Consider the following 25,028-nt stretch of genomic DNA (forward strand, 5'->3'; position numbering starts at 1 on the left):
ACACAGTGACAAGGTCTTGGCTGTGGCCGAGGAGGTGGTGGTTCCGATGACCACGCCGGAAGACGACACGAACACGTTGCGAGCTCTTCAAGCGCTGGAGAGCAGCAGCTCGTCGGTGCGGCTGCAGGCGGTGCTGGCGGCCGGCACGACCCCGGACCCGCGGTTCGTCGACAAGCTCGTCGAACGATGCGCGATCGAGCCCGATTTCTACGTGCGCGACATGCTCACGTGGGCGCTCACCCGCCACTCGTCATCGATGACGGTTCCGAAGCTCGTCGACGAACTTCGCTCGGAGCGTGCGCAGGCGCGAAGCCAGGCGTTGCACACGCTGTCCAAGATCGGGGATCGGCGGGCGTGGCCGGCGATCACACGGGCGCTGCTGACCGACGCCGACGACGAGGTGGCGCGGAGCGCCTGGCGGGCAGCGGTCGTACTCGTGCCCGAAGGTGAAGAATCCGAACTGGCCGGGGTGTTGGCGACACAGCTGGGACGCGGTGAGCGTGAGACGCAGGTGAGCCTCAGCCGGGCGCTGATCGCGCTCGGTAAGGTGATCACACCGCCCCTGGACGCCGCGATGACGAATCGCGACCCTCGTGTGCGTCAGCACGCGATCGCCACGGAACGGCTGTTGCGCAACCCGGATGCCGGATTCGAGTTCGCGATCGAGGAGGCGAAGCGCGTCGCAGTCCTCGGCACGGTCGGCCAGGAGGGGTGACAGGCGGTGTTGATCGGCGATGTGGCACGACGGTCCGGGGTCAGCGCCCGCATGCTCAGGCATTACGAATCGCTCGGCCTGGTGCGGCCAACGGGTCGTAGCGAGGCCGGTTATCGGGAGTACTCCAGCGAGGACATCCAGCGGATCTTCCATATCGAGAGCCTGCGGTCATTGGGGCTGTCGCTGCGCGAGGTCGGGCGTGCGCTGGATGATCCCGGCTTCACGCCCTCGGAACTCGTCGACGACCTCATCCGCCAGACGAGAGAACGCATCGCGGCCGAGACGGAACTGCTCACGCGACTGCGTCGGATCGGTGCCGCGGAACCCGCCGGCTGGGAGGACGTCCTCCGGATCGTGGCACTCCTCCAGGCCTTGGGGTCGGAGAGCGCCGGGAAGCGCCAGCGTGCGGCCCTGTCCTCAGTCGAAGAGGTTTCGGCGCCGGTGGAAGCTCTGGTCGAGGCAGCGCTGAGCGAGACGGACCCGAACGTCGCCGGAGCCCTTCGATGGGCTCTGGCGCGATCGGGCGACAGCGGAGTGCCGCTGCTGGCGGAGGGCCTCGACTCACCAGTAGCCGAGGTGCGCAAACGTGCCGTCCAGTCCATCGCAGAGATTCCGAGCGGTGCGGCCACCGCACTGCTGCAGCACGCCCTCACGAGCTCCGACGTCGTGGTTCGCAGGTGTGCGGCTCTGGCACTCGGGGCACGTGGAGCAGCCGACGCGGTCCCGACGCTCATCGACATGATCGTCGAGGGGACGAACGACGTCGATGCGGCCGATGCGCTGAGTGCGCTGGCGAGTGACCCCGCGTTGACGGATCAGATCGCTACCAGGCTCGTTGGCCGCCTCGCCCAGAGCGGCATCGAGGCGTCTGCACGTCGACGGCTGACACAGGCGCTCGCGGACATCCCGGGGATCACGACGTCGCGGGCCCTCGCAGATCTGGCGGACGACGAAGACCGTGCCGTTGCGCTTACTGCGACATACCTCCTCAAACTGCGCAACGCGCAATGACGGATGTCCGGCAACGAGCCCAGGGCGCCCAGCGCTGTCCCACTTCTGATCATCTCGGCGACATATCACGATCGGTCTGCAGTATGCAGTTGTTCCGACATGGCCGACAAGACGTGGGGGGCGGGGAAGTCGCGCAGGGGGCGGAACGGGCTGAGCAGCAGGACGGCGAGTGAGAGGAGCTGGATGACGGCCATCAGCATCAGGGTCTCGCGTACGCCGACCGCCTCGCCCAGCACACCGCCGAGCAGCCCGCCGAGGGGGATCGCGCCGTAGTTCAGAGCCGAGGCGCTCGCGGTGATCCGTCCGAACAGTTCGGCCGGGCAGTAGTGCTGGCGGAAGGTGCTCGTCAGGATGTTCGAGGCGACGATGCCCAGGCCGGTGCCGAAGCCGGCGGCGGTGAAGAGAACCAGTCCCGTGCCGCCGCTGCCGATCGGCCCGAGCAGAGCCATCGGTGCGGCGAGCGCCTCGCACAGCAGGAATCCCCGTGCCGTTCCGAATCGCGTGGCCGTCCGGCCGGACAGCGCGGCGCCGAACAGGCCGCCCGAGCTCGCCACCGCCAGCACGACACCCACCTGTCCTGCCCCGGCGCCGAGATCCCGGGTGAGGAACACGACCTGGATCGACGAGTAACCCATCAAGGCGATGTTGGACATCGCGCCGAAGGCGGTGAGTGTGCGCAGGTAGGGGTCGCGGACGACGAACCGCAGCCCGTCGCGGATCTCTGCGCGCAGCCGCCGTTTCGGGGCACCCTCCCGGCGGGTCTCGCGCGTGCCCACGGAACGCAGGCACAGCACGGCGATCGCGAAGCTGATCGCGTCGGCCAGTACGCCGCTGACCGCGCCGAACCATTGCGCGAGCAGCCCTGCCAGCCCGGGACCGGCGATCTGCGCGGCCGATTCGCTGCCCTGGAGCTTGGCGTTGGCTTCCAGCAGCCGCTCGCTCTCGACCAACACGGGGAGGTAGGCCCGGTAGGCGAGGGTGAAGAGCACCCTCGCCGCACCGCCCGTCGTGGCCGCCACGAGCAGGTGCGCCGTCGTCAGCGCGCCGAGCCATGCCACGATCGGCACGCTCGCGAACACCGCCATGGACACGCTGTTGCACACCAGCATCACCGGCCGTTTCGGCATCCGGTCCACCCATGCGCCTGCGGGCAGTCCGACCAGCAGCCACGGCAGCCAGGCGGCCGCGGTCAGCAGCCCGACGGTCAGCGGGCTCGCGTGCAGTGTCATCACGGCGACCAGCGGAAGCGCCACGCCGCCGACGGAACTGCCGAGCGTGCTCGTCGTCTCGCCGATCCACAACAACCGGAAGTCGCGAGTCCCCAGCAGTCCGCCGCGTACGACCGGCGTCGTGGTCACGGCCGGCCCGGCACGGCGCGGACGGTGAGGAAGACCAGCTTGCGTTCTTCCCCGTCGTCGGGAACCTCCCGGTCGGCCAACGAGGCGAACAGGGCGAAGATCTGCTCTTCCAACTCGGCGAGCTCGGCGACCGACAGCCTCGCCCAGTGGTCGGTGGTGAACGCCGCTCGCCGCCACGGCTCCGGGTAGCCGTCGCGCTCGGCGAACCACTGCCGTACGAGCGAGGTCTGCCGGTCGAGGACGAGCGATTCCGCCGCCGCGGCCACGGGATCGTCGGGGAAGTCCGACGCCGACCAGCTGAGGACGTCCGGCGATCTGCGCCACCAGCGCTCCCGGCGGTCACGCGCGAGCTCCGGCACCTCCTCGACGAGTTCGCTCGCGGCGAGGACCTTCAGATGATGGCTGATGTTGCCGACGGCCTGACCGGTCCTGTCGGCGAGCACCGACGCCGTCGAGGGCCCGTCCACCCGCAGGATGTCGAGCAGCCGCCGGCGCAGCGGGTGGGACATCGCGGCGAGCACCTTCGAGTCGCGTACTTCACGTGTTGGACGATCACTCACCCGCCCACCCTAGATGCACAAGAGGTGTTGTGCAACAACTCTTGTGCATCTGGATAGATCGCCGCGTGACGCCCACACGGAGCTGGAGTCGCGTAGCCGACGGGGACGACCGCGAGCCGTCTTTTACTAAGGCGAGGCACTTCGGGGACCATGGGAAAACCGTGCTTTGCGTAAATTGAGAAGCCGATATTCGACGCATCGAGGGCGCCCTATGGCTACTTTCTGGGACCTCAAGCACTGGTTGGCCGACGCGATCAACACTCACGACATACCGGGGATCCTCTGCTGCTACAGCCCCGGCGCCGTGTATGTCACGCCGTCAGGCGTGGCGGAAGGCCACGACCAGATCGCCTGGATGTACGAGCAGTTCTTCAGGGCCTTTCCGGACTTCCACGCGACGGCCTGGTTCGAGCTCGGCGACTGTGACAACCCCGCCGTCACGGAATGGACCTATACCGGCACCCACAAGGGGCCTTTCCTGTTGCCGGACGGGCGCGAGATAGAGGGAACGGACCGTCACATCACTCTCCGCGCCACCTGCTCGACCTTCGTCAGGGACAGCAGGATCGTCACGCACCGCGAATACTTCGACCAGTTGGAGCTCTACAGCCAGCTCGGCTTCGGGCTGACGAAGATCGAGCACGGGTGACCGCGGCCGGGAGGCGTCGTCCTCCCGGCCCGGATCGGCGTTCGTCGGCAGGCTGGTCACACCGTCAGAGCGCGGAGACGATCTCCTCGACGCGTTGCCTGGCGTCGCCGAAGAGCATCCTGCTGTTGTGCCGGAAGAACAGGGGGTTCTGCACCCCGGCGTAGCCCGTGGCCATCGACCGCTTGAAGACGACCACGTTCTCGGCCTCCCACACGCGCAGGACGGGCATCCCGGCGATGGGGCTGTCCGGGTCCTCGACGGCCCCCGGATTGACGGTGTCGTTGGCGCCGATGACGAGGACGACCGACGTGGTGGCGAAATCGTCGTTGATCTCGTCCATTTCGAGCACGATGTCGTACGGCACCTTGGCCTCGGCGAGCAGGACGTTCATGTGACCGGGCAGGCGGCCGGCGACCGGGTGGATGCCGAAGCGCACCTCGACGCCGCGTTCCCGCAGTTTGCGGGTGAGGTCGGCGACCGGATACTGCGCCTGCGCGACCGCCATGCCGTACCCGGGGGTGATGACGACGGACTTGGCCTCCTTGAGCAGGTCGGCGGTCTCGGCGGCGGTGATCTCCTTGTGCTCGCCGTAGTCGTGGTCGCCGGCGGGGCCCGCCTCGATGCCGAAACCCCCGGCGATCACGGAGATGAACGATCGGTTCATCGCCTGGCACATCACGTACGACAGGTAGGCGCCGGACGAGCCCACGAGAGCGCCGGTGACGATCAGCAGGTTGTTGTCGAGCAGGAACCCGGACGCCGCGGCCGCCCACCCCGAATAGCTGTTCAGCATCGAGACGACGACGGGCATGTCGCCGCCGCCGATGGAGGCGACCAGGTGCCAGCCGAGCAGCAGCGCCACGGCGGTCAGCGCGACGAGCAGCCCGAGGTTCGGGGAGATCACGAAGAGCACGGTCAGGACCGCGAACGCCGCGAGCGCGCCCAGGTTCAGGTGGTTCTTGCCCGGCAGCATCATCGGGCGGGAGTCGATCCGGGCCGACAGCTTGAGGAACGCGACGACCGACCCGGTGAACGTGAGCGCCCCGATGAACACGCCGATGGACACCTCGGCGTGGTGGACGCCCAGCAGCGAGCCGGGGACCTCCGCCTGCGCCCCGCCCCCGTTCTCGACCTCCAGGAAGCCGTTCCAGCCGACCATGACGGCGGCGAGGCCGACGAAGCTGTGCAGGATGGCGATGAGTTCCGGCATGGCGGTCATCTCGACGATCCGGGCCCGCCAGAGCCCGACGGCGGCGCCGATCGCCATCGCGGCCAGGAGCAGGACCACCGCGAGGGTCTCGCCGCCGTCCGCGGCGAGGACGACCGTGGCGGCGAGCGCGATGACCATGCCGGAGATGCCCAGCACGACGCCGGAGCGTGCGGTCTCGTGCTTGGACAGGCCGGCGAGGCTGAGGATGAACAGAAGGGCGGCGACGATGTAGGCGGCCTGTGCGGCCGTGGCGAGGGTCACGGTCAGCTCCTCGTGAACATGCCGAGCATGCGCCGGGTCACGGCGAAGCCGCCGACGATGTTGATGCTCGCCAGCAGGATGGCGACGAACGACAGGACGGCGACGACCGTGTCGCCCTGGCCGATCTGGAGCAGCGCGCCGACCACGATGATCCCGGAGATGGCGTTGGTGATCGACATCAGCGGCGTGTGCAGCGCGTGGTGGACGTTGCCGATGACGTAGTAGCCGATCACGATCGACAGGACGAAGACGGTGACGTGCTCGATCAGCGTGTTCGGCGAGAAGGCGGTCAGGAGGAACAGCGCGGCGGCGACGGCGGCGGTGACAAGATGGCGTCGCCGTCCAGGCGGCGACGGCGGTCTCCCGGCGGGAGCAGCCGCCGTTCCCCGCACCGGGGCGGCCGGTGCGGCGGGGGCGGCGGGGGCCGCGCTCACCGGCACGGGCGGCGGCGGCCAGGTCTTCTCGCCGTCGCGGACGACGGTCATCGCGCGCTGCACGACGTCGTCGAAGTCCAGCACGAGCCGGCCGTCCTTGCCGGGGGTGAGCAGCTTCATCAGGTTGACGACGTTGGTGCCGTAGAGCTGCGAGGCCTGCGCCGGCAGCCGCCCCGCGAGGTCGGTGTAGCCGATGATGGTCACGCCGTTCTCGGTCACGACCGCCTCCCCGGGACGGGTGCCCTCGACGTTCCCGCCCTGCGCGGCGGCCATGTCGACGACGACGCTGCCCGGGCGCATGCGCGCCACGTGCTCGGCCGTGAGCAGCCGGGGGGCGGGACGTCCGGGGATCAGGGCGGTGGTGATGACGATGTCCACGTCGGCGGCCTGCTCGGCGTACATCTCGGCGGCGCGGCGGTCGTAGTCCCGCGAGGTCTCCCGGGCGTACCCGTCCGTGCTCGTCTCCTGGGCGACCCCGACGTCGAGGAACTCCGCGCCCAGCGAGCGCACCTGCTCGGCGACCTCGGGACGGGGGTCGGTCGCGCGTACGATCGCGCCCAGGCTGGTCGCCGTGGCGATGGCCGCCAGCCCCGCCACGCCCGCGCCCGCCACCAGGACCTTGGCCGGGGGGACCTTCCCCGCCGCGGTCACCTGACCGGTGAAGAGCCGCCCGAACGCGTGCGCCGCCTCGATGACGGCGCGATAACCGGCGATGTTCGCCATCGAGCTCAGCACGTCGAGCGACTGCGCACGGGAGACGCGCGGCACGGCATCCATCGCGAGCACGGTGATCGGCCGTCGCGCGAGCGCGTCCACCAGATCGGCGTTCGCCGCCGGGCCGATCAGGGAGACGAGCGTGGCTCCCTCGCGCAACGCCGCGCTCTCGTCCGCCGACGGCGCGTTCACCTTCAGCACGACGTCGGCGTCCCAGGTCTCCTCACGGCCGGCGATCCGCGCCCCGGTCCCGGCGTACGCGTCGTCCGTGAAGCCCGACCGTCTTCCGGCGCCCGATTCGACGATCACCTCGTAGCCGAGCGAGACCAACTGCGCGACGGTGGCCGGGGTGGCCGCCACGCGTGTCTCGCCCGGCGCCGATTCGGCGACCACGCCCAGGCGTTGCGCTGAGTGACTCATCACGATCCTTTCTGTCGGGCGGGTCGTCGGGTTGGCCGACCCTGCGGTCGCCGCCGTCCTCCGCTCACTCGTGGGTCGCGGTGGTTGGAACGGCGGCATGCCACGCGTCGCCGTACGGGCGGCGGTGAAAGGGATGGATGCGATTTGATGCGAATATCGGGGAGATTGTCCCGACTTCCCTGCGTGCGGATCAAGGTGTACCTGCCGGTGGTTGTCCACACGGCATGAGTCCTCGGATTACCCAGCTCACCGGGCGCTCAGTTCCCCGGGCGCTGCAACTTTCATCCGAGGCGCCGGCCGCCCCGGCTCGTTTCGCCGGAAACCCGAGGTCATCGGCGGCTCCCGCAGACGGCGCCTGAGTCGCCCTGGCGCGGGACCTCGGGTGGTTGACATCATTGCCGATCATGGGCGCGGCCGCCGCTCGCCGCGTACGGCCCAGGGGAGCAGCAGTGGTCCGGGGGATGGACCCCGCTTCGAGGCGGGAAGGACACCGTGCTTTGAAGCGGTAGGACACCGCGCGGCGAGGACCGGCAGGTGCGAGAGGAGACGGCACGTGACGGCTTTCGTCCAGGAAGCTGAGCACGACCCCGAGCGCGGGGAGCGAACCGGGCCGGACACGGAGGCCGCCGGGCACTCGGGCCTCCCCGCCGGCGGGGGCGCCGCAGAACCGCTGCGGCGCAGCGCCACCGTCCGGGACGCCCTGCTGCTGTGGGTGGGCACCAGGGCGGGCATGCTCCTCGTGGCGGTCTACGGAATCCTGATCGTCTCCGGTCAGAACCACGCCCCGCTGCTGGAGCGGTGGAAGTTCTGGGACGTCGACCTGTTCCGGAAGATCGCGGAGTTCGGCTACGACGGCGACCCGAAGCTGGAGCCCGATCCGGGGCTGCCGGCGTTCTTCCCCGGCCTGCCGCTGGCGCTGCGGCTGGTCCACCTGGTGGTGGACGACTGGACGCTGGCCGGGCTGATCATCTCGTTCGTGGCCGGCGCGGTGGCCGTGGTGACGCTGGCCCGGCTCGCCGACTTCGAGGGGCCCGCCGGGGCGGGGCGCTGGGCCGTCCTGGCGCTGCTGCTGTGTCCCCCCGCCGTCTTCCTGTTCGCCGGCTACACTGAGGCGCTCTTCCTCGCCTTCGCGCTGCCCGCATGGCTGGCGGCCCGCCGCCGCACCTGGCCGCTGGCCTGCGCCCTGGCCGCCGGAGCGTCCTGCGTACGGATCACCGGACTGTTCCTGGCCGTCGCGCTGATCGTCGAGTTCGTCGTGAGCCGCATCCGGAGGGACGGCTGGGCGGGCTGGTGGCGGGGGGCCTGGCTGGCGCTGCCGTTCGCGCCGATCCTCGCGTACGCCGCCTACCAGTACTCCCGTACGGGTGACTGGCTGGCCTGGAACAACGCGCAGCAGACCGGATGGGGGCGGAAACCGGTCTGGCCCTGGGAGGCGTTCCGCACGACGTGGGACTCGACCGGCGGGGACGGCGGGTTCGCGCCGATGTTCCGTCTCGAGATCGCGGCGGCGATCGTGGGGGTGCTGCTGCTCGTCTGGCTGCTCGTCACCCGCCGCTGGGCGGAGTTCGTCTACGTCGGGCTGCAGGTGGGCGCGCTGGTCACCTCCACGTTCTACATGTCGATCCCCCGGTCGGCGTTGCTGTGGTGGCCGCTGTGGGTGCTCATCGGCCGGGCGGGCGCCCGCCACCGGTCGGTGATCATCCTCTATGCCGCGGTGATCGGGCCGCTCATGGTGCCGATGATGATGTCCTTCCTCAACAGCTCCTGGACCGGCTGAACCGCCGCCCGCCGCGTCCCGCCCGCGTGGGGCCGGCCGACTCACTCGCCTAGGGAGTTCACCTGGACGCGGCACACTCCGTAAGGGCCGGTGGATTTCGCCTGCCGTACGGTCTTCCCGTCCACCTTTATCCGGCACGTCACCGTGCCCTGGTCGGCGGCGTTCTGCACCCACAGGCTGACTATCGGAGTGCCTTCCGCCAATTGCCGGGACTTGGTGAAGGGCAGGGAAACGCCGGCCTCCTGCTTCAGGTCGAAGCCCGAGGTGTAGGTGATGTTGCTCGCCGAATCGGCCCCGCCGTCCCCCTCGGCCTCGAACACGACCTCGTGCTTGGGCCCGTCCGCGTCCACCGGGAAGCTGGGGAACGGGGTGAGCTGGGAGATGGCCTTGTTGACCTCCTCCGCCCCCTTGTTCGCCGCGACCACCACCACCGCGAAGCACCCACCGAGGAGCAGCAGGAGAAGCACGCCGATGACGGCCAGGATCAGACCCACGTTGGACTTCTTCGGGGGCGGCTGCGGCGGGTAGCCCGGCTGATGCGGGTAGCCGTACCCAGGGGGCGGGCCGTACGGGGGCTGACCGGGAGGACCTTGCTGGTACGCCATCGTCGGGAACTCCGGGGGGTGTTCGAAACCTTGACGGAGTTGGGACGGACGGCGTCTCCGGTTGGGTTACCCCTCGCTGGAGGGAGAGATCGGATCGTTAGCGAGATCCTCGTCGCCCGATAAATGCAGATGCGGGCGCTTGATCCAGCTCGGCAGGATGGCGAGGTGGATCGACAACTGCTCAGCGCCATCGCCCATCGTGATCACCCCATCGCCGCGCCCGTCTCGGCCGCCAACCTCGATCGGCTGCTGCGCCGCGCCGCGCTGCCGGAGGGAGCACGCATCCTCGACCTGGGATGCGGCGAGGGCGAGTGGTCGCTCCGGGCGCTCGAACTCGTCCCGTCCGCCCGCGCCGACGGCGTGGACATCTCGCCGCACGCCGTGGCGGCCGCGAACGAGGCGGCCGTCAGGCGAGGGCTGGCCGACCGGCTGACGCTGCACACGTCGCCGGCCGACGCCTTCACCGCCGCCCAGCCGTACGACCTGGGATTGTGCGTGGGCTCGACGCACGCCTTCGGCGGGCTGACGGAGACGATGGAGGCTCTCGCCCGGTTCGTACGGCCCGGCGGCCTCGCACTCGTGGGGGAGGGGTACTGGGAACGCCCTCCCGCTCCCGAGGTCGCGGAAGCGATCGGCGAATATCCGGATCTCGCGGGCACGGTGGAGGCCGCCGAGTCCAAGGGCTGGCTGACCGTCTACGCCCACGTGAGCGATCTGGCGGAATGGGACGAGTACGAGTGGTCGTGGACCGGCACGCTGGCGCGTTGGGCCGCGGACCACCCCGGCCCCGACGGTGAGCAGGCCCTCGCCGTGATGAGGGAGCATCGCGACATGTGGCTCGGCGGCTACCGGGGTGCACTCGGTTTCGTCACCCTGCTCCTCCGCCGCATGTGACCCCCCGCGGTCAGCGGCGCAGCAGCCCTACCAGGCGGAACCCCGCGAGGACGCCGACTCCGAGATGGGCCGTGACGAGGGCGATCTGGAAGACCCGCTGGCCCGCCGTGAGGTCGGCGGCGTAGCCGCCGTCGTAGAAGCCGGACAGGAAGGCGAGCACCCCGGCGACGACCAGGAGGGCCGAGGCGGGAACGGCGACGCCGCGGCGACGCCGGGTCGCGCCGACGACCAGCAGGACCTGCGCGATCATCATCGGAATCGGCGCCGACAGCCGCGCCTGCGGCCCGAGGGCGTCGAGCAGGGTCGGGCTGAGGCCCGCGGACAGGGAGATGATCGCGCCGGCGACGTCCATGGCGAGCAGCAGGCCCACGCCGGCGACAAGCGCGGACGAGAGCGGGCGGGCGGCGGGTGTGGCAGTGGGTGTGGCGGTGGGTGCGGACATGTCCTCTCCTCGAAGAACGCGGTGAATGGTTACGGATTCGAGGGTCCGGCGGGGGACGTCCGGCCGGCATGAGCCGCCGGTCCTGAGCGGGACGGGACATCTCGTCCCGTGACGACGGGACACGCGGATGGCAACATCCCCCTCATGACGGACAGATCGGCCCGGCGCGCCGCCGTGGCGGCGGGCGCACTGCTCGTCCTGGTCCTCGGGACGCTGGTCGTCGAGCCCAGGCTGCGGCAGCTGGGCGTGACGGGGATCGTCGAACGGTTCGACGCCTTCCGCGCGGTCGCGGCGCTGTCGTTCGGCGTGCCCGGCCTCTTCGTGGTGGCGCAGCGGCCGGGGAGCCGGGTCGGCTGGGTGATGGTGGTCGTGGGGACGGCCCAGGGGCTCGGGCTCGCCCTCGGCGCGTACGGCCTGCTCGGCATCAACGACGGCACCGGCCTGCCGGGGGACGAGTGGGCGATGTGGGTGTCCAACTGGGTGTGGATCCCCGCCTACCTCCTGGTTCCGACGATCTTCTTGCTGATCTTCCCGGACGGCCGCCTCCCTTCGCGCCGCTGGTGGCCCGCGTCGGCTGCGGCGTACGCCGGCATCGGGGTGAACACGCTCGACTGGATGCTCCGCCCGGTGACCTACGAGCAGGTCCCCGGGCTCTTCCCCAAGGGGTACGCCGGCGTGCTGGCCGGACTCACCGGGGTTCCGGACGCCCTCAGGACCGCGGGCACGGTGTGCACGGTCGGCGCGGTGCTCGCCGCGGTCGGCTCGCTCGTCGGCCGTTACCGGTCGGCGGACGATGAGGTGCGACGGCGGCTCCAATGGGTGCTGGCCGCCGCGCTGCTGACGGTGGGCCTGCTCGGCGTCGCCCTGTTCGTGCCGTGGGGGCCGGTCATCGTGGCGCTCGCCGCCGTCCCGCTGCCGGTGGCGGTGTCGGTGGCCGTCGTCGCGCACCGCCTCTGGGACCTCGATCTCCTGCTGTCGCGCGCGCTCGCGTTCGGTGCCGTCAGCGTCGCACTGCTGGCCGCGTACGCCCTGGTCGCGGCCACGCTCGGGAACGCGATCGGCTCCGGCGCGTCCGCGCTGATCGTGGCGCTCGCGGTGCACCCTCTCTATCTGCGGGTGTCCGCCGCCGCGAACCGCCTCGTGTACGGCGATCGCGACGACCCGGCGCGCGCGCTGCGTCGCCTCGGTGTGCGGCTCTCGGACGCGGGTGCCCCGGGTGACCTCCTGGAGCGGATGGCCGCGGAGGTCGGGCGGGTCCTGCGCATCCACTACGTGGCCGTCGAGGAGCCGGGTGCGGTCGTGGCCTCCTGGGGACGCCCGAGCGGCGCCGACACAAGTGAGAGCGTTCCGCTCCTCTACCAGGGCGAGCGGGTCGGCACGCTGGTGCTGGGGGAGCGGCTGCGCCCCAAGGACCGTGCCCTGCTGGCGCAGCTCGCGCCGCACGTCGCGGTGGCCGTGCGGGCGCACCGCCTCGGGGCCGATCTCGAGCGTTCGCACGGGCGGCTGCTGGCGGCCCGGCAGGAGGAGCGCGACCGGCTGCTCTACGAACTCCACGACGGGCTCGGCCCCACGCTGGCGGCCCTCGCGCTGCAGGTGGACCGGGGCAGGCGCCTGGTCGACACCGACCCCGAGGGAGCCAAACGGGTGATGGACGAGCTGTCCGGCCGCATCCGCGGCACGGTCGAGAACGTCCGTGCGATCGTCAACGACCTGCGCCCGCCGCCCCTGGACACGCTGGGGCTCACGGGCGCGCTGGCCGAGCTCGGCAGGGGCTTCGCGGGTGACCTCGCGGTCGAGGTGGAGGCCCCGCCCGACCTGCCCGCCCTTCCGCCGCCGGTCGAGCTGGCCGCCTACCGGATCGCGGCCGAGGCCATGACGAACGCCGTACGGCACGCCATGGCGTCCCGATGCACGGTCAGCCTGCGGGCGAGCGACGCGCCGGGCGTTCTGGAGCTGCGGGTCGACGACGACGGCGTCGGGGTGGGGGCTCCCGCCCGCCACGGGTTCGGCCTCGCCTCCATGCGGCGCCGGTCCGAGGAGCTCAACGGCACCTTCGAACTGCTCGACCAGGCCGGGGCGGGCACGCACCTGGTCGTACGGCTCCCGCTGGCGGTCCGATGATCCGCGTCATGGTGGTGGAGGACCACCCGGTGTTCGCCGAAGGGCTGGTCGCGCTCTTCCGCGATCTGCCCGAGGTGGAGGTCGCGGGGGTGGCGAGCACCGGCGAGGCGGCCGTCGAGCTGGTGGACCAGGTCGCTCCCGACGTCATCCTGATGGATCTGCATCTGCCGGGCATGAGCGGGATCGAGGCGACGTCCCGCATCACGGCCCGGCATCCCGGCGTGGCCGTGCTGGCCCTGACCATGCTGTCCGACGACGCGTCGATCCTCGCCGCCGTACGGGCCGGCGCCCGCGGCTACCTGCTCAAAGAGGCGACGCCCGCCGACATCGTGCGCTCGCTGGAGGCGGTGGCCTCGGGACAGGTCGTGTTCGGCGCGGCGACCGGAAGCCGGGTGCTGGCCGCTCTCACCGCGTCGGCCGTACGGCCCCGGCCGGTGCCCGAGCTGACGGAACGCGAACTGGAGGTGTTGGACCTCGTCGCCGCCGGTCTCACCAATCACGCCATCGCACGGCGCCTGTATCTGAGCGAGAAGACCGTACGCAACCACGTGTCGAACATCTTCGCCAAGCTCGGCGTCTCCGATCGTGCCGCGGCGGTGGCGCGGGCCAGGGACGCCGGCCTCGGCGGGCGATAGGGGTCCGGAGAACACCAGGTCATACCGGTGCTTCAGCCGGAGCGGCTGCGAATTGTCATGGACGTTCAGTGGTGAAGAGCACCGGGAACCGCCGCGGTATGTCACCGCGGCGAGTGCGTACAGTGAGGAGGTGCTGATCCATCCCTGGGACTCCGCCGCCGACGAGGAGGCGCTGGCCTTCGTCCGCGCGAACGAGTTCGGTCACCTCATCGCGTCCGGACGCGACCGCGACGTGCCGGTGGTCGTGCCGACACAGTTCCTCCTCGCCGACGCGTCCACGATCCTGCTGCACCTCGCCCGGCCGAACCCCGTCTGGTCGGCGATCGAGGAGAACCCCGCCGTGGTCATGGCCGTGGCCGGCGACTGGGCGTACGTCGAGGGGGCGTGGAAGGCGCTGCCCGGCGCCGACGAGGATCCCCGGCTCGGCGTCCCCACGACGTACTACTCGGCCGTCCAGCTGGTCTGTCACGCGGAGATCGTCGACGACCCGGACGGGAAGCTCGGCATCCTGCGTGCCCAGCTCGCCCGCCTGGACCACGGCCTCGCCGACCCCGCCGAGCATCACCGGCGCCTGCCGGGCATCCGCGGTCTCCGGCTGGCCGTTCAGAAGGTCAACGGCAAGTTCAAGTACGGCGGGAACGCGGACGAGGCCCACCGCCGGTACGTCGCGGAACGCCTCGCGGAGCGGGGCGGCCCCGGCGACCGTGCGGCCCGCGAGCACCTCCTGCGCCGGCTCGGCTGACACCCGGAGGAACCGCTTGCGCGTCGATGTCACCCGGCGGCGGATCGAACTCGCCCTGCGGGCGGGGCGGGCGGAGTCGCGCAGTGACTAGGAGGCGGTATGTGGCAAGAGGGGTGCCGGGCGGCTACCGGATCTGGGACAACAAAGCCCGCCGATGGTGGGGAGATCTCTACGAGCTGTCCCCGACGAACTGCTGGACGAACCGAACGGCGGCGCGAACCACGAGAAGATCACCGCTCTGCTCAAACGGTATCGAGCCCTCAAGCGCTGATCAGTCGCCTGCGTCGGGGCAGGCGTTACGCCGATTCGGCGGTGCGGGGCCCCCTGGCTCGCCGTATTGCGCTTGGGCGTCTCCGGGCGCTCCACCCTGCTGACGACGAATCACCGGGGACGCGCGACTTGTCGTACCCGAGGTGTAGAAGTGTGGCGTGGTTGCTGAGACGACCTGGGCGCAGGTGCTCGCCTGGAGGCTGAGACGGCAGTTCGTCGGGCCCGCGGGCGGCGGCGACGCGGTGGCGATCGCCCGGCGGCTGTGCGGTGTGCAGGCGCAGGTCGCCTCGTCGGCGGCGCTGGCCGTGGCCGTGCGGCATGCGAGCCCGCGCCCGGGAGAGATCGAGGACGCCCTGTGGCGCGACCGCACGCTGGTCAAGACCTGGACGATGCGCAGCACGCTCCATCTCCTCCCCGCCGACGAGTTCCCCGCCTACCGCGCCGCCCTCGGGGCGCTCCGATTCTGGGAGAGAGCCTCCTGGCAGCGCGGTCACGGGGTGTCCGCCCGGGAGATCGAGGCCGTCGTGGACGCCGTTCCGCGCGCGTTGTCCGGTCGGGTGCTGACGCGCGAGGAGCTGGTCGAGGCGGTCATCGAGGTGACCGGGGACGCCCACCTGAGGGAGGCCCTCACGTCCGGGTGGGGCGCGCTGCTCAAGCCGCTCAGCTTCCTGGGCGAGCTGTGCTACGGCCCGCCGCGTGACCGCAGGGTCACCTTCACCACGCCGGCCGACTGGCTTCCGGGCGGCCTGGGGGAGGTGCTCTCGCCGGAGGAAGGGGGAGTGCGCGTGCTCCGGGCGTTCCTCGGCGCCCACGGCCCGGCCACCCCCCGGATGTTCGACGCCTGGCTGTTTCGCGGCGTCACGCCGAAGGCCGTCCTGCGCGGCTGGTTCGGGGAGCTGGAGGGTGAACTCGCGCAGGTCGAGGTGGAGGGCATGCCCGCCGTGCTGCCGGCGGAGCTTCTCGACGACCTGCTGGCCTGCCCGCCGTCGGAGGACGTGCATCTGCTGCCCGGCTTCGACCAGTTCATCCTGGGCGCGCCGCGTGACCTGGAGCCGCTCCTGCCGAAGGCCGTACGGCCCAAGGTGAGCCGGGCGGCGGGGTGGATCTCGCCCGTGGTGATCCATCGGGGCCGGGTGGCGGGTGTGTGGGAGGCCAAGGAGGGGCGTCCGGTCGTGGAGCTCTTCGAACCGGTGCCGGAGCACCTCCTGGCCGAGGAGACCGACCGAATCGCCATGCTCCTCGACCGGCTGTAACCCACCGTTGGGGCTGCGGCCGGTCAGGTCACTGGATCCTCCGGAGGAAGCCCGGTCCTTCAGGGCCGGGAGGAATCCAGACCCCGTAAGGATTGGCCCGGCGGAGCCGGGACAGCCCAGAGCGCCAAGCGCCCTTGATTTGCTCCTTTCGCTGACGGTCAGGCAAAGCGCTTGTAAAGTGCGAACATGCGTACGGCTTACAAGGTGCGGGTCTACCCCACTGCCGAACAAGCAGCGGTGCTGAATCGCACGTTCGGCTGCGTACGCCTGGTCTGGAATACGGTCCTGGCGTGGCGGCAGGCCCGCTACCGCGCTGAGGGCGTGAGGACCTCCTATGCGCAGACCGACCGGTATCTGACCGAGCTGAAACGCGACGGCGGCCACGACTTCCTGTACGAGGTCTCCAGCGTCCCCTTGCAACAAGCGCTGCGGCACCAGCACACAGCGTTCGCGAACTTCTTCGCCGGACGCGCCAGATACCCGCGATATAAATCCCGTCACGGCCGCCAGTCGGCCACCTACACCCGCTCGGCGTTCCGCTGGCGCGACGGGCGGCTGTTCCTCGCGAAGATGGACGAACCGATCGCGTTCGTGTGGTCCTGGCCCGAGGTCGACCCTGCCACGATCAATCCGGCCACGGTGACCGTCTCCCGCGACAGCGACGGCCGCTGGTACGTCTCCCTGGCGGTGGAGGCCGAAACCGGACCCGAGCCGCTGCCCGTCACCGATGTTGACGTAGGGGTCGACCTCGGCGTTAGCGATTTCGCCGTTCTGTCCACCGGTGAGAAGATCCCCAACCCGCGCCACCTGGAGCGCAAAGCCCGCAATCTGGCCCGCTACCAGCGCAGGATGACCCGCAAACAGCGGGGCAGCAGCAACCGGGCCAAGGCGAAGGCGAGGGTCGCCCGCGCCCACACCAAGGTGCGGGACGCCCGCGCCGACTTCCTGCACCGCACCTCCACCCGGCTGGTCCGCGACCACGACCTGATCGTGATCGAAGATCTCAACGTCACGGGCATGGTCCGCAACCGGTCCCTGGCGCGGGTGATCTCCGACTGCGGGTGGGGGGAGTTCCGCCGCCAACTGGGGTACAAAACCGCGCGTGCCGGGCGGCGCCTGGTCGTCATTGACCGCTGGTTTCCCAGTTCGAAGACGTGCAGCGCGTGCGGGCACCTGCTCGCGACGCTGTCCTTGTCCACCCGGCATTGGACGTGCCCGGGCTGCGGCACCCGGCACGACCGGGACGTCAACGCCGCCAAGAACATCCTGGCCGCTGGTCGAGCGGTGTCTGCCTGTGGAGCTGACGTGAGTCCGCAAGGGTCCTCCCTTCGGCGGTCGGCGGTGAAGCAGGAAGCCCAGCCCGCGAGGGCGGGAAGCCCGGTCCCTTAGGGCCGGGAGGAAGTCAACTCCTTGCGGAGCACGCGGACCAGGCCGACGGCCATGGGGATGACGATCCAGAAGACGACCGACGTCGCGAGGCGGGCTCCCCCGCTCCAGGTCATGTCGCCGCTCATCAGCGGAGTGGCGGTGGTGTTGAGGTCGAGCCATTCGGCGAGGGTCGCGCCGACCGAGCCGAGCCTGCCGACGACGGCCCACAGGACCGGAGTCGAGAAGTTGATCACGATCGCGGCGGGCGCGTTGAGAAGCAGCGCGCCGAGGGCGAGGCCCGCCGCGGCCACGAGGACGTTCCCCCCGGCCCAGCCGAGCAGCCCTAGCGGCTGGACCTCCCAGACGGCGGCCATGTTCCGGACCTCGGACACGACGGCCGTGGCCGGCACCGCGACCACCATGGCGAACAGCGAGAGCGCCGCCGCCGCGAGCAGGGGTGGCAGGCATTTGGCGGCGAGGACGCGATGGCGGCGCGGTTCGAGCACGAAGGTGGTCAGCGCCGTGCGATGCGCCCACTCGCCGGTCACCGTGAGGATGCCGAGCGCCGGGAGCAGGGTGCCGAGGGCGATCCCCGCCGTGCCCACCAGGGTCTGCAGCTTCGGCCCGACGACGGCGCCGCGCGCGACGACGGACGCGACCACCAGCCCGACCGTGATCAATGAGATGATCTTGCCGCTTCGGGTGTCGACGAGCTTGCGGGCTTCGACCGCGAGCAGCCTGCGGAACGGGATCGGCGCGTCGGCGTTCATCGTGTCGTCCTTCGTGACGGGGCCCGGTGGTCCTTCGTAACGGGGTCGGGCGCGTCCCCCGCGATGTCGTTCAGGTGGTGGCCGGCGCGGGTCATGCGCTGCCCCGGCCGGCGCCGGTTCCCTGGGACGCGGTGGCGCCCGGGCTCCGGTCCGTGTGCGCGGTCAGTTCAAGGAAGGTCTCTTCGAGGCCACGGCCCCGGCCGAGTTCGTCGGCCGTGCCCTGGGCGAGCACACGTCCCCGGCCGATCATCACGATGTGGTCCGCCACCTGTTCCACCTCGTGCAGCAGGTGCGAACTGAGCAGCACGGCGCACCCGGCCTCGGCGAGGTCGCGCAGCAGCCGGCGCATCCAGTGGATGCCCTGGGGATCCAGGCCGTTGGCGGGCTCGTCGAGGACGAGAACCTCGGGAGAGCCGAGCAGGGCGTGCGCGATGCCGAGCCGCTGGCGCATTCCGAGTGAGTAGCCGCCGATCGTCCGCCGGCTCTCCCGCTCGGTCAGCCCCACCAGGTCGAGCACCTCGCCGACCCGGGTGCGCGGCAGTCCGAGCGTCATCGCGCCGAGCGTCAGGACCTCCCTGCAGGTGCGGCCGGGATGCTGGGCCCCGGCGTCGAGGAGGGTGCCGACCCGCAGGCCCGGGCAGGCCATCTCGGCGTACGGCAGGCCGAGCACGGTCGCCGAACCGGAGGAGGGGCGGGCGAGCCCCACCAGGATGCGCAGGGCCGTCGACTTCCCGGCGCCGTTGGGCCCGAGGAAGCCGGTGACGCTCCCGGCCCCGACGGTGAAGGTCACGTCGTCGAGCGCCTTCACCTTCCCATAGATCTTGCTGACGTGTCTGAACTCGATCACGCTGCCCAGTCCACCGCGAGGGCGGACGCCGCCGCATCGGACCGGAGTCCGCCGCGTCTCGACGCGGGGCCCGGCCGCTCGGCCGCGGGCGATACCCACGGTTGTCCACAGGTCGACCCAGGTCGCTAAAACCTGTTCGGCGTGGTCCCTAAGCTGTGGGGCTGTGCACGGCCGACCGGACTACCAGCCACCCCTGGACAGGCAGGGTGTCGCGCTGCGTTACCTGTGCGCAGTGGTGCCGATGCTCTTCCACGGCACGGTGCTCGCCTGGCTGGTCCTGCACGACGGCGGCCGTCTCCCGCAGGCGCTGATCGACGCGACGCTCGGCCTGATCGGCCTGGTCCTGATGCGGTGGCGGCGCCGCCGGCCGTGGCAGATCGCCCTGGCGACCGCCCTGCTGACCACGTTCTCGGCCACGGCGACCGGTCCCGCGCAGGTCGCGTACGTGTCCCTGGTGACCCATCGCCGATGGAGCCGGACGGTCCCGGTCGCGGTCGTGTCCGTGGCGTGCCTGCTGGTCAGCGGGGCTTGGGGCGGCATAGACCAGGCCACGGTCGTCTCCTCGGCGTCGGGGCTGACGATTCTCGGCGGGCTGACCGTCTTCGGCCTCTACCTGCGCGGACGCCGCGACCTGGAGCTGTCCCTGCGCGAGCGGGCGCGGGCCGCCGAGCGGGAGCAGCGGCAGCGGATCGACCAGGCGCGGCTGGCGGAACGGGTCAAGATCGCCCAGGAGATGCACGACGTGCTCGCGCACCGGATCTCCCTGCTGGCGATGCTGGCCGGCGGCCTGGCCTACCGGACTGACCTCGGCCCGGAGCAGACGCGCGAGGCCGCGCTCGCCATCCAGGAGAACGCGCACCAGTCGCTCAACGAGTTGCGCACGGTGCTGCGCACGCTCCGCGACGACGGCGCCGTGGAGGCGCCGCAGCCCAACCTGACCCATCTGGACGCGTTGTTCGGCGAGGTCCGCGCCGCCGGCCAGCAGGTCGAGGTGGACGACAGCATCGACGGCCGGGAGTCGCTGCCCGCGCAGACGGGCCGGCACGCCTACCGGATCGTGCAGGAGGCGTTGACCAACGCGCGCAAGCACGCGCCGGGCGCCAGGGTCACCGCCGAACTCGGCGGACGGCCGGGGGAGGGCCTGCGGATCCGGGTGACGAATCCCACGCGCTCCGGCTGGGCCCCCGGCCCGGGCGGCAGGCTGGGCCTGGTGGGCCTGGCGGAGCGGACGAGGATGGGCGGCGGCACCCTGAGCCATACGATCCAGGGCGGGCGATTCATCCTTGATGTCCGATTGCCATGGGAGGCTGCGGATCGTGACCCGGTTGGTGATAGTCGATGACGACGCTATGGTGCGGACCGGGCTGCGTCTCATCCTCGGCGGCGAACCCGACTTCGACATCGTCGGCGAGGCCGAAGACGGGTTGCGCGCCATGGACGTGATCCGCGACCTGCGCCCCGACGTGGTGCTGCTGGACATCCGGATGCCCAACCAGGACGGGCTGACCACAACCGAACTGCTGCGGGCGCGGTCCGGCCCGCCGCGGATCCTCGTGCTCACCACGTTCGACGCCGACGACATGGTGCTGCGGGCCCTCCGCCTCGGCGCCGACGGCTTCCTGCTGAAGGACACCCCGCCGCCTCGGATGATCGAGGCGGTCCGTGCCGTGGCGAAGGGCGAGCCCGTGCTGTCGCCGAGCGTCGCCCGGCAGGTGATCGCCGCGGCGACCGGCGGGTCCGGACCGGCCCTTCCCCGGGCGCGGGAGGAGCTGGGCAGGCTCACCGAGCGCGAACTCGAGGTCGCGGTCGAGGTGGCGCAGGGCAGGTCGAACGCCGAGATCGCCGAACGTCTCTACATGAGCGTCGCCACCGTGAAGGCGAACATCACCAGGATCTTCGCCAAGCTCGGCACCGACAACCGCGTCCAGGTGGCGATGAAGGTGCGCGACGCCGGTCTCCTGTGAGCGCACTACTTGACCGCGTCCGCGCCCGCCGGTCCGGCTGCGATGGCCCGCGACGGCACCGGCGTCGGGTGGCGGCCGAGTGCGCGGCCGTCGCGGGGACGACAACCGGGAAGCCGAGCAGGCGATCAGTCCAGCGAGACGGCGGGGGAGGGCAGGTGCAGGTCGAGCTCGTCCCACAGACCCGGCGGGATCGCGGTGGTGGCGAGGCGCAGCGTCTCCTCGATCCGCTCGGGTTCCGAGACGCCGACAATGGTGGACGCCACCCTGGGGTCGCGCAGCGAGAACTGCAGCGCGGCGGCGGCGAGCAGCACGCCGTGCGCGTCGCAGACCCGTCGCATGGCGCGGACCGCGTCCCGGACGGACTCGCCGGTGTCCCGGTAGGCGTAGCGGGGCTGGGCGTCGGGTCCCTTGACCAGCATCCCGCCACCGTACGGCGCGCCGTTGACGAAGGCGACGCCGCGATCGCGAGCCTCGTCGAGCAGCGGGCCGGCCTCGCGGTTCACCAGCGTCCAGCGGTTGTGGCTGATCACGGCGTCGAACACGCCGGTCGCGACGAATCTGCGCAACAGGCCGACCGGGCCGCCCGCGATGCCGAGATGCCCGGCGACGCCGGCGTCGCGCAGCGCCACCAGCGCCTCCACCGCCCCGCCCGGGCCCATGGCCTCCTCGAACGTGATGTGGAATTCGGGGTCGTGCAGGTACAGCAGCGGCACGTGGCCGACGCCGAGCCGCTCCAGGCTCTCCTCGGCCGAACGGCGCACGCGCTCGCCGGAGAAGTCACCGGTGTGCGGGTCCGCGTCGACCTTGGTGGCCAGGACGAACCCGGCGGGGACGCCGCCACGGTGGCGGACCACGGCGCCGATGCGCCGTTCCGCGCTGCCGCCGCCGTAGTTGTTCGAGGTGTCGAGGAAGTTGAACGGCCCGTCGAAGACGGCTTCCACCGTGGCCCGCGCGCGCTGCTCGCCGACCTCGTACCCGTACAGGCCCGGCATGCTCGCCAGGGGACTGGTCCCGACGCAGATCGGTGTCACCGCCAGGCCGGTGCGCCCGAACGGCCGGCGCAGCGCCGGGTCCGGGACCGGCAGGTCGTCGGGGGGATCGAGGGGCATCAGGGGGCGTCCTTCCGTCACAGGCCGTCGCCCGCACCGGGTGCCGGCCGGGCCACGGCCGCCGAGGCGAGCCGGTGTCCTTCGGCCAGCCGGGCCAGCACCGCATCGGTCGCGGCGTCGGGCCGGGTCTCCTCCGGATGGGCGGACCGCCAGGCGTGCAGCCGCCTGGCCCCTTCCGGCCAGGTGACGACCGGCCGGAACGACGGGACGAATCGCCTGATCTTCGTGGTGTCGAACACGGCGGTGTGCTGGAGATCGCCGACGATCAGGTCGGACCAGAACCAGTCCGGCGCGACGAGCGGCAGGAACTCCGCGGGCAGGTGGAGGAGCCGGGCCGGTGCCGCGGCCGCCCGCCCGACGACCTCGTAGATCTCGTTCCAGGTCAGCGCCTCGTCGGAGGTGATGTGGAAGTCCTCGCCGAGCGCCTGCCAGGTGCCGATCAGGCCGACGAGGCCGACGGCGAAGTCGTCCGCGTGCGTCAGGGTCCACAGGCTGGTGCCGTCGCCGGGCACCACGATCTCGTCGCCGCGTGCGACCCGGTCCCACGCCGTCCAGTCGCCGGGCAGAGGCGGGTGCGCGTCGTCGTAGGTGTGCGAGGGGCGCACGATCGTGACGGGGAAGTCGCGCTCCTCGTAGGCGCGGCGCAGGACGTCCTCGGCCGCGATCTTGTCTCGTGCGTACGCGAGGTAGGGGTTGCGCCGGGCGGTCGACTCGGTGAACGGCGCCCGGCGCACCGGCTTGTGGTAGACGGAGGCGCTGCTGATGTAGACGTACTGGGCGGTGTGGCCGTCCAGCAGGTCCACCGCCGCGGCGGCGTCCTCGGCCGTGTAGCCGAGGAAGTCGACGACGCAGTCGTAGGCACTCCCGGCCAGGGCCCGGCGCAGCGCGTCGCGGTCCCGCACGTCGGCGGTGAGCGTCGTGACCCCCTCGGGCAGGGGACGGCGCCGGGCGGTGTGGCCCCGGTTGAGCACGTGGACGTCAAGGCCCCGGCGCACCGACTCGGCCACGCAGGCCGAGCTGATCGTTCCGGTGCCGCCGATGTAGAGGACCTTCACACGGACTCCGAATCATGTGGCGGCGACGGGCCGTGCCGCACCCGGTCCGGCGGGTATCGGCCGACCCGAAATTTTCGGGAGGTTTGTGAAAATTGTCGGTTTCGGCAGCAACCTAGGGCGTGGCGTCGTTTCACGTCAAGAGCGCCCGCCACTGGACACCTCAGGCGCCGGCCCACCTGCCGGTGGCGCCGTCTAGAGCCGTCTCGCCACCATCTGGAGACCGGCCGTGCGGACCCCGGCCCCACGTGCCGATGTTGCGCACGCGGTACGGGCCGACGACCTCGCCGCCCTCCACGCTCATGGATGCGTTGATCCGTTCCCAGGCCCCGCACTCGGGCCTGGGGTGGGGCCCCATACGGCCGCCGCCGACAATCGGGCCGGTCGGGTCGCAGCTGCTGCGTTCGATGAAGGAGAACGAGCGTTCGCGAGCGTGTTTCGTCGTTCAGTCGGCCACGAGATCGCGGATGCGCGCGGCGTACCCCCGGGGGTGGGTCGTGCTGCCGTTGTGCCCGCCGGGAAACTCCTGCGCCTCGACGCCGAGGAGTACGGCGAGCTCCTGCGCGCACCGGTAGTCGAAGACGTGCCGGGGCGTGGTGCGGCCGACGGCCGGGACGACGCGGACCGGGGTGTCCCCGAGCGCGGCGACGTCCAGCGTGTCGCGGGCGATCGCGGTGAAGTCGTTGCGGATGAAGAAGTCGAAGCCGGCCCGCCGCCGGTCGTTCAACGGGTGCGGGGTAAGTCCGGGCTCGGTGTCCTGGGCGACGGGGTCGATGCCGAGCGTTTCGGCGATCTTGACGAACGCGTCGGCGAGGCCGCGCTCACGGTAGAGGTGCTGCAACTCCTCCAGCTCCCGCACGTGATGGGCACGTTCGGAGGCGGGCAGGAGACCGGGGGCGACCGGCTCGTGCGCGATCAGGGTGTGGAGCTGTTCCGGATGCTCGACGGCCAGGTGCAGCCCGATGGCCGCGCCGAAGCTGCATCCGAGCATGTGCGCCGGCCGGTCGGTCACGGCGGCGAGCAGGCGGTGGACGTCGTCGACATGGTCGGCCATGGTCGCGCCGCCGCCGGAGTCGTCAAGGGCGCTGCGGGACAGGCCGCGCCGGTCGTAGGTGATGACGGTGTGGTCGCCGGCGAGGTGACGGACCAGGTCGGTGGTGCGGTCCGCGTCGCCTTCCCCGCTCTGCGAGATGAGGAGCGCGGGCCCGGTGCCGTGCACCTCGTAGTAGATGGTGGCGCCGTTCGTGCGGAGCATGCCGTTCATGAGGTCGTCCTCTCGGATCAGGTGATCAGGACGATAACTCATCAAGTTTGATGCATCAAGTCTGATGTATTGTGGAGCGGTGAACGGAGTAGATCTCTTCCTGCTCGGCAGGACTCTTATGAAGATCGGCGAAGAGGCCATGCCGGTCGGGGACGTCAAGCCGTCGAGAACGACGCAGGCCGCCAGTGTCCGGACCGTGCTGGTGGTCGTCGCCGACCTGCGCGCCCATCCGGAGACCTCGGTCGGGGAGATCGCGGCCCGCACGGGGTTGCCGCAGAGCGCGGTGTCGGGAGCCGTCGCCCGGCTGAAGGAGGCCGGGGCGGTCGTGACGGCCCCCGATCCGGCCGACCGCCGCCGGGTCGTGATCAGGCAGGCCGGGCAGTCCGCGCGCGTGGAGGCCGTGCGGGCGGCCGGTGTCGAGGGGCCCCTCGCGGCGGCCCTGGGCACCGACGACCCGGCGCAGGTCGCCGAGGTCGTCGCCGCGCTCGAGTTCCTCGCCCGCCGCCTCGCGCCGGGATCGGATCCCCGCCGTCCCTGACGCCATCCTCCACGGGTGCGGGCACCGGCACACCGCCGCGATCCG

The 25,028-nt window shown here is 71.2% G+C and carries 25 protein-coding genes; 13 read left to right on the top strand and 12 right to left on the bottom strand.

The window, feature by feature from the left end; all coding sequences use genetic code 11:
- The first annotated feature begins 22 nt into the window (after positions 1 to 22).
- Together QSK36_RS01275 and QSK36_RS01280 are read left to right on the top strand one after the other, a co-directional pair.
- Complete coding sequence (locus QSK36_RS01275; protein WP_285781027.1) at positions 23 to 715, top strand: HEAT repeat domain-containing protein; 693 nt, start codon at positions 23 to 25, stop codon at positions 713 to 715.
- Between the two features lie 6 nt (positions 716 to 721).
- Positions 722 to 1,726: a HEAT repeat domain-containing protein gene (locus QSK36_RS01280; RefSeq protein WP_285781028.1), complete on the top strand. Its 1,005-nt coding sequence runs from the start codon at positions 722 to 724 to the stop codon at positions 1,724 to 1,726.
- Positions 1,727 to 1,791: 65 nt separating this feature from the next.
- On the opposite strand, the gene QSK36_RS01285 is transcribed toward QSK36_RS01280, so the two are convergent.
- Positions 1,792 to 3,084 carry an MFS transporter gene (locus QSK36_RS01285; RefSeq protein WP_285781029.1) on the bottom strand — a complete coding sequence of 431 codons (1,293 nt, stop codon included), beginning with the start codon at positions 3,082 to 3,084 and terminating at the stop codon, positions 1,792 to 1,794.
- On the bottom strand, positions 3,081 to 3,644 hold the full coding sequence (locus QSK36_RS01290; protein ID WP_285781030.1) for a winged helix-turn-helix domain-containing protein: 564 nt from the start codon (positions 3,642 to 3,644) through the stop codon (positions 3,081 to 3,083). Before QSK36_RS01290 ends, QSK36_RS01285 begins: the two co-directional genes overlap by 4 nt.
- Positions 3,645 to 3,855: 211 nt before the next feature.
- On the opposite strand from QSK36_RS01290, the gene QSK36_RS01295 reads away from it, so the two are divergent.
- The gene (locus QSK36_RS01295; RefSeq protein ID WP_285781031.1) at positions 3,856 to 4,293 is read left to right on the top strand and encodes an ester cyclase; all 438 of its coding nucleotides are present in this window, start codon (positions 3,856 to 3,858) and stop codon (positions 4,291 to 4,293) included.
- Between the two features lie 64 nt (positions 4,294 to 4,357).
- Here QSK36_RS01295 and pntB read toward each other — a convergent pair whose 3' ends face one another.
- A complete protein-coding gene (gene pntB / locus QSK36_RS01300) occupies positions 4,358 to 5,764 on the bottom strand; it encodes a Re/Si-specific NAD(P)(+) transhydrogenase subunit beta (RefSeq protein ID WP_183536019.1) in 1,407 nt (468 codons plus the stop codon).
- Between the two features lie 2 nt (positions 5,765 to 5,766).
- Positions 5,767 to 7,332, bottom strand: a complete 1,566-nt coding sequence (locus QSK36_RS01305) for a Re/Si-specific NAD(P)(+) transhydrogenase subunit alpha (protein ID WP_285781032.1) — start codon at positions 7,330 to 7,332, stop codon at positions 5,767 to 5,769.
- Between the two features lie 553 nt (positions 7,333 to 7,885).
- Here QSK36_RS01305 and QSK36_RS01310 point away from each other — a divergent pair.
- A complete protein-coding gene (locus QSK36_RS01310) occupies positions 7,886 to 9,109 on the top strand; it encodes a putative hexosyltransferase (protein ID WP_285781033.1) in 1,224 nt (407 codons plus the stop codon).
- A gap of 41 nt (positions 9,110 to 9,150) precedes the next feature.
- On the opposite strand, the gene QSK36_RS01315 is transcribed toward QSK36_RS01310, so the two are convergent.
- The gene (locus QSK36_RS01315) at positions 9,151 to 9,714 is read right to left on the bottom strand and encodes a hypothetical protein (RefSeq protein ID WP_285781034.1); all 564 of its coding nucleotides are present in this window, start codon (positions 9,712 to 9,714) and stop codon (positions 9,151 to 9,153) included.
- Between the two features lie 165 nt (positions 9,715 to 9,879).
- Here QSK36_RS01315 and QSK36_RS01320 point away from each other — a divergent pair, with 165 nt between their 5' ends.
- Positions 9,880 to 10,608 (top strand): SAM-dependent methyltransferase, encoded by a 729-nt coding sequence (locus QSK36_RS01320; protein ID WP_183536023.1) that lies wholly within the window; start codon positions 9,880 to 9,882, stop codon positions 10,606 to 10,608.
- A gap of 10 nt (positions 10,609 to 10,618) precedes the next feature.
- Here QSK36_RS01320 and QSK36_RS01325 read toward each other — a convergent pair whose 3' ends face one another.
- Positions 10,619 to 11,050, bottom strand: a complete 432-nt coding sequence (locus tag QSK36_RS01325) for a hypothetical protein (RefSeq protein ID WP_285781035.1) — start codon at positions 11,048 to 11,050, stop codon at positions 10,619 to 10,621.
- 144 nt (positions 11,051 to 11,194) lie between these two features.
- Here QSK36_RS01325 and QSK36_RS01330 point away from each other — a divergent pair, with 144 nt between their 5' ends.
- The 5 genes from QSK36_RS01330 to QSK36_RS01350 all read left to right on the top strand — a co-directional run bounded on the left by QSK36_RS01330 (position 11,195) and on the right by QSK36_RS01350 (position 17,460).
- Positions 11,195 to 13,171 carry a GAF domain-containing sensor histidine kinase gene (locus tag QSK36_RS01330; protein WP_285781036.1) on the top strand — a complete coding sequence of 659 codons (1,977 nt, stop codon included), beginning with the start codon at positions 11,195 to 11,197 and terminating at the stop codon, positions 13,169 to 13,171.
- Positions 13,168 to 13,806: a response regulator gene (locus QSK36_RS01335; protein WP_183536030.1), complete on the top strand. Its 639-nt coding sequence runs from the start codon at positions 13,168 to 13,170 to the stop codon at positions 13,804 to 13,806. Before QSK36_RS01330 ends, QSK36_RS01335 begins: the two co-directional genes overlap by 4 nt.
- A gap of 130 nt (positions 13,807 to 13,936) precedes the next feature.
- Entirely contained in the window at positions 13,937 to 14,548 is a 612-nt protein-coding gene (locus QSK36_RS01340) for an FMN-binding negative transcriptional regulator (RefSeq protein ID WP_285781037.1), read from the top strand.
- Between the two features lie 428 nt (positions 14,549 to 14,976).
- The gene (locus tag QSK36_RS01345; RefSeq protein ID WP_285781038.1) at positions 14,977 to 16,071 is read left to right on the top strand and encodes a winged helix DNA-binding domain-containing protein; all 1,095 of its coding nucleotides are present in this window, start codon (positions 14,977 to 14,979) and stop codon (positions 16,069 to 16,071) included.
- Between the two features lie 186 nt (positions 16,072 to 16,257).
- Positions 16,258 to 17,460, top strand: coding sequence for an RNA-guided endonuclease InsQ/TnpB family protein (locus QSK36_RS01350; RefSeq protein WP_285781039.1), 1,203 nt, complete (start codon positions 16,258 to 16,260; stop codon positions 17,458 to 17,460).
- On the opposite strand, the gene QSK36_RS01355 is transcribed toward QSK36_RS01350, so the two are convergent.
- Both QSK36_RS01355 and QSK36_RS01360 read right to left on the bottom strand, forming a co-directional pair.
- Positions 17,457 to 18,209: an ABC transporter permease gene (locus QSK36_RS01355; protein WP_285781040.1), complete on the bottom strand. Its 753-nt coding sequence runs from the start codon at positions 18,207 to 18,209 to the stop codon at positions 17,457 to 17,459. The genes QSK36_RS01350 and QSK36_RS01355 overlap by 4 nt on opposite strands.
- A 91-nt stretch (positions 18,210 to 18,300) precedes the next feature.
- Positions 18,301 to 19,056 carry an ABC transporter ATP-binding protein gene (locus QSK36_RS01360; protein ID WP_285781041.1) on the bottom strand — a complete coding sequence of 252 codons (756 nt, stop codon included), beginning with the start codon at positions 19,054 to 19,056 and terminating at the stop codon, positions 18,301 to 18,303.
- A 241-nt stretch (positions 19,057 to 19,297) separates the two neighbouring features.
- Here QSK36_RS01360 and QSK36_RS01365 point away from each other — a divergent pair, with 241 nt between their 5' ends.
- Both QSK36_RS01365 and QSK36_RS01370 read left to right on the top strand, forming a co-directional pair.
- A complete protein-coding gene (locus QSK36_RS01365) occupies positions 19,298 to 20,398 on the top strand; it encodes a sensor histidine kinase (protein ID WP_502883278.1) in 1,101 nt (366 codons plus the stop codon).
- Complete coding sequence (locus QSK36_RS01370; protein ID WP_285781043.1) at positions 20,373 to 21,020, top strand: response regulator; 648 nt, start codon at positions 20,373 to 20,375, stop codon at positions 21,018 to 21,020. Before QSK36_RS01365 ends, QSK36_RS01370 begins: the two co-directional genes overlap by 26 nt.
- Positions 21,021 to 21,145: 125 nt before the next feature.
- Here QSK36_RS01370 and QSK36_RS01375 read toward each other — a convergent pair whose 3' ends face one another.
- From QSK36_RS01375 to QSK36_RS01390, 4 genes are all read right to left on the bottom strand, one after another.
- Positions 21,146 to 22,129, bottom strand: coding sequence for an aldo/keto reductase (locus QSK36_RS01375; protein ID WP_285781044.1), 984 nt, complete (start codon positions 22,127 to 22,129; stop codon positions 21,146 to 21,148).
- Between the two features lie 17 nt (positions 22,130 to 22,146).
- Positions 22,147 to 23,184 (bottom strand): NAD-dependent epimerase/dehydratase family protein, encoded by a 1,038-nt coding sequence (locus QSK36_RS01380; protein ID WP_285781045.1) that lies wholly within the window; start codon positions 23,182 to 23,184, stop codon positions 22,147 to 22,149.
- A 160-nt stretch (positions 23,185 to 23,344) separates the two neighbouring features.
- Positions 23,345 to 23,485 carry a hypothetical protein gene (locus tag QSK36_RS01385; protein ID WP_285781046.1) on the bottom strand — a complete coding sequence of 47 codons (141 nt, stop codon included), beginning with the start codon at positions 23,483 to 23,485 and terminating at the stop codon, positions 23,345 to 23,347.
- Between the two features lie 141 nt (positions 23,486 to 23,626).
- The gene (locus tag QSK36_RS01390) at positions 23,627 to 24,445 is read right to left on the bottom strand and encodes an alpha/beta fold hydrolase (RefSeq protein ID WP_285781047.1); all 819 of its coding nucleotides are present in this window, start codon (positions 24,443 to 24,445) and stop codon (positions 23,627 to 23,629) included.
- Positions 24,446 to 24,524: 79 nt separating this feature from the next.
- Between QSK36_RS01390 and QSK36_RS01395 the strand changes: the two genes are divergently transcribed.
- Positions 24,525 to 24,983 (top strand): MarR family winged helix-turn-helix transcriptional regulator, encoded by a 459-nt coding sequence (locus QSK36_RS01395; protein ID WP_183536052.1) that lies wholly within the window; start codon positions 24,525 to 24,527, stop codon positions 24,981 to 24,983.
- Positions 24,984 to 25,028: the final 45 nt, after the last annotated feature.

Origin of the sequence: Microbispora sp. NBRC 16548 (assembly GCF_030268985.1) — a bacterium.
GTDB lineage: Bacteria > Actinomycetota > Actinomycetes > Streptosporangiales > Streptosporangiaceae > Microbispora > Microbispora catharanthi.

Coding starts and splice junctions, on each gene's coding strand:
- QSK36_RS01295 (WP_285781031.1), top strand. CDS start 3,856: ATGGCTACTTTCTGGGACCTCAAGCACTGGTTGGCCGACGCGATCAAC.
- QSK36_RS01305 (WP_285781032.1), bottom strand. CDS start 7,332: ATGAGTCACTCAGCGCAACGCCTGGGCGTGGTCGCCGAATCGGCGCCG.
- QSK36_RS01315 (WP_285781034.1), bottom strand. CDS start 9,714: ATGGCGTACCAGCAAGGTCCTCCCGGTCAGCCCCCGTACGGCCCGCCC.
- QSK36_RS01325 (WP_285781035.1), bottom strand. CDS start 11,050: ATGTCCGCACCCACCGCCACACCCACTGCCACACCCGCCGCCCGCCCG.
- QSK36_RS01330 (WP_285781036.1), top strand. CDS start 11,195: ATGACGGACAGATCGGCCCGGCGCGCCGCCGTGGCGGCGGGCGCACTG.
- QSK36_RS01335 (WP_183536030.1), top strand. CDS start 13,168: ATGATCCGCGTCATGGTGGTGGAGGACCACCCGGTGTTCGCCGAAGGG.
- QSK36_RS01350 (WP_285781039.1), top strand. CDS start 16,258: ATGCGTACGGCTTACAAGGTGCGGGTCTACCCCACTGCCGAACAAGCA.
- QSK36_RS01355 (WP_285781040.1), bottom strand. CDS start 18,209: ATGAACGCCGACGCGCCGATCCCGTTCCGCAGGCTGCTCGCGGTCGAA.
- QSK36_RS01365 (WP_502883278.1), top strand. CDS start 19,298: ATGCTCTTCCACGGCACGGTGCTCGCCTGGCTGGTCCTGCACGACGGC.
- QSK36_RS01375 (WP_285781044.1), bottom strand. CDS start 22,129: ATGCCCCTCGATCCCCCCGACGACCTGCCGGTCCCGGACCCGGCGCTG.
- QSK36_RS01385 (WP_285781046.1), bottom strand. CDS start 23,485: ATGAGCGTGGAGGGCGGCGAGGTCGTCGGCCCGTACCGCGTGCGCAAC.
- QSK36_RS01390 (WP_285781047.1), bottom strand. CDS start 24,445: ATGAACGGCATGCTCCGCACGAACGGCGCCACCATCTACTACGAGGTG.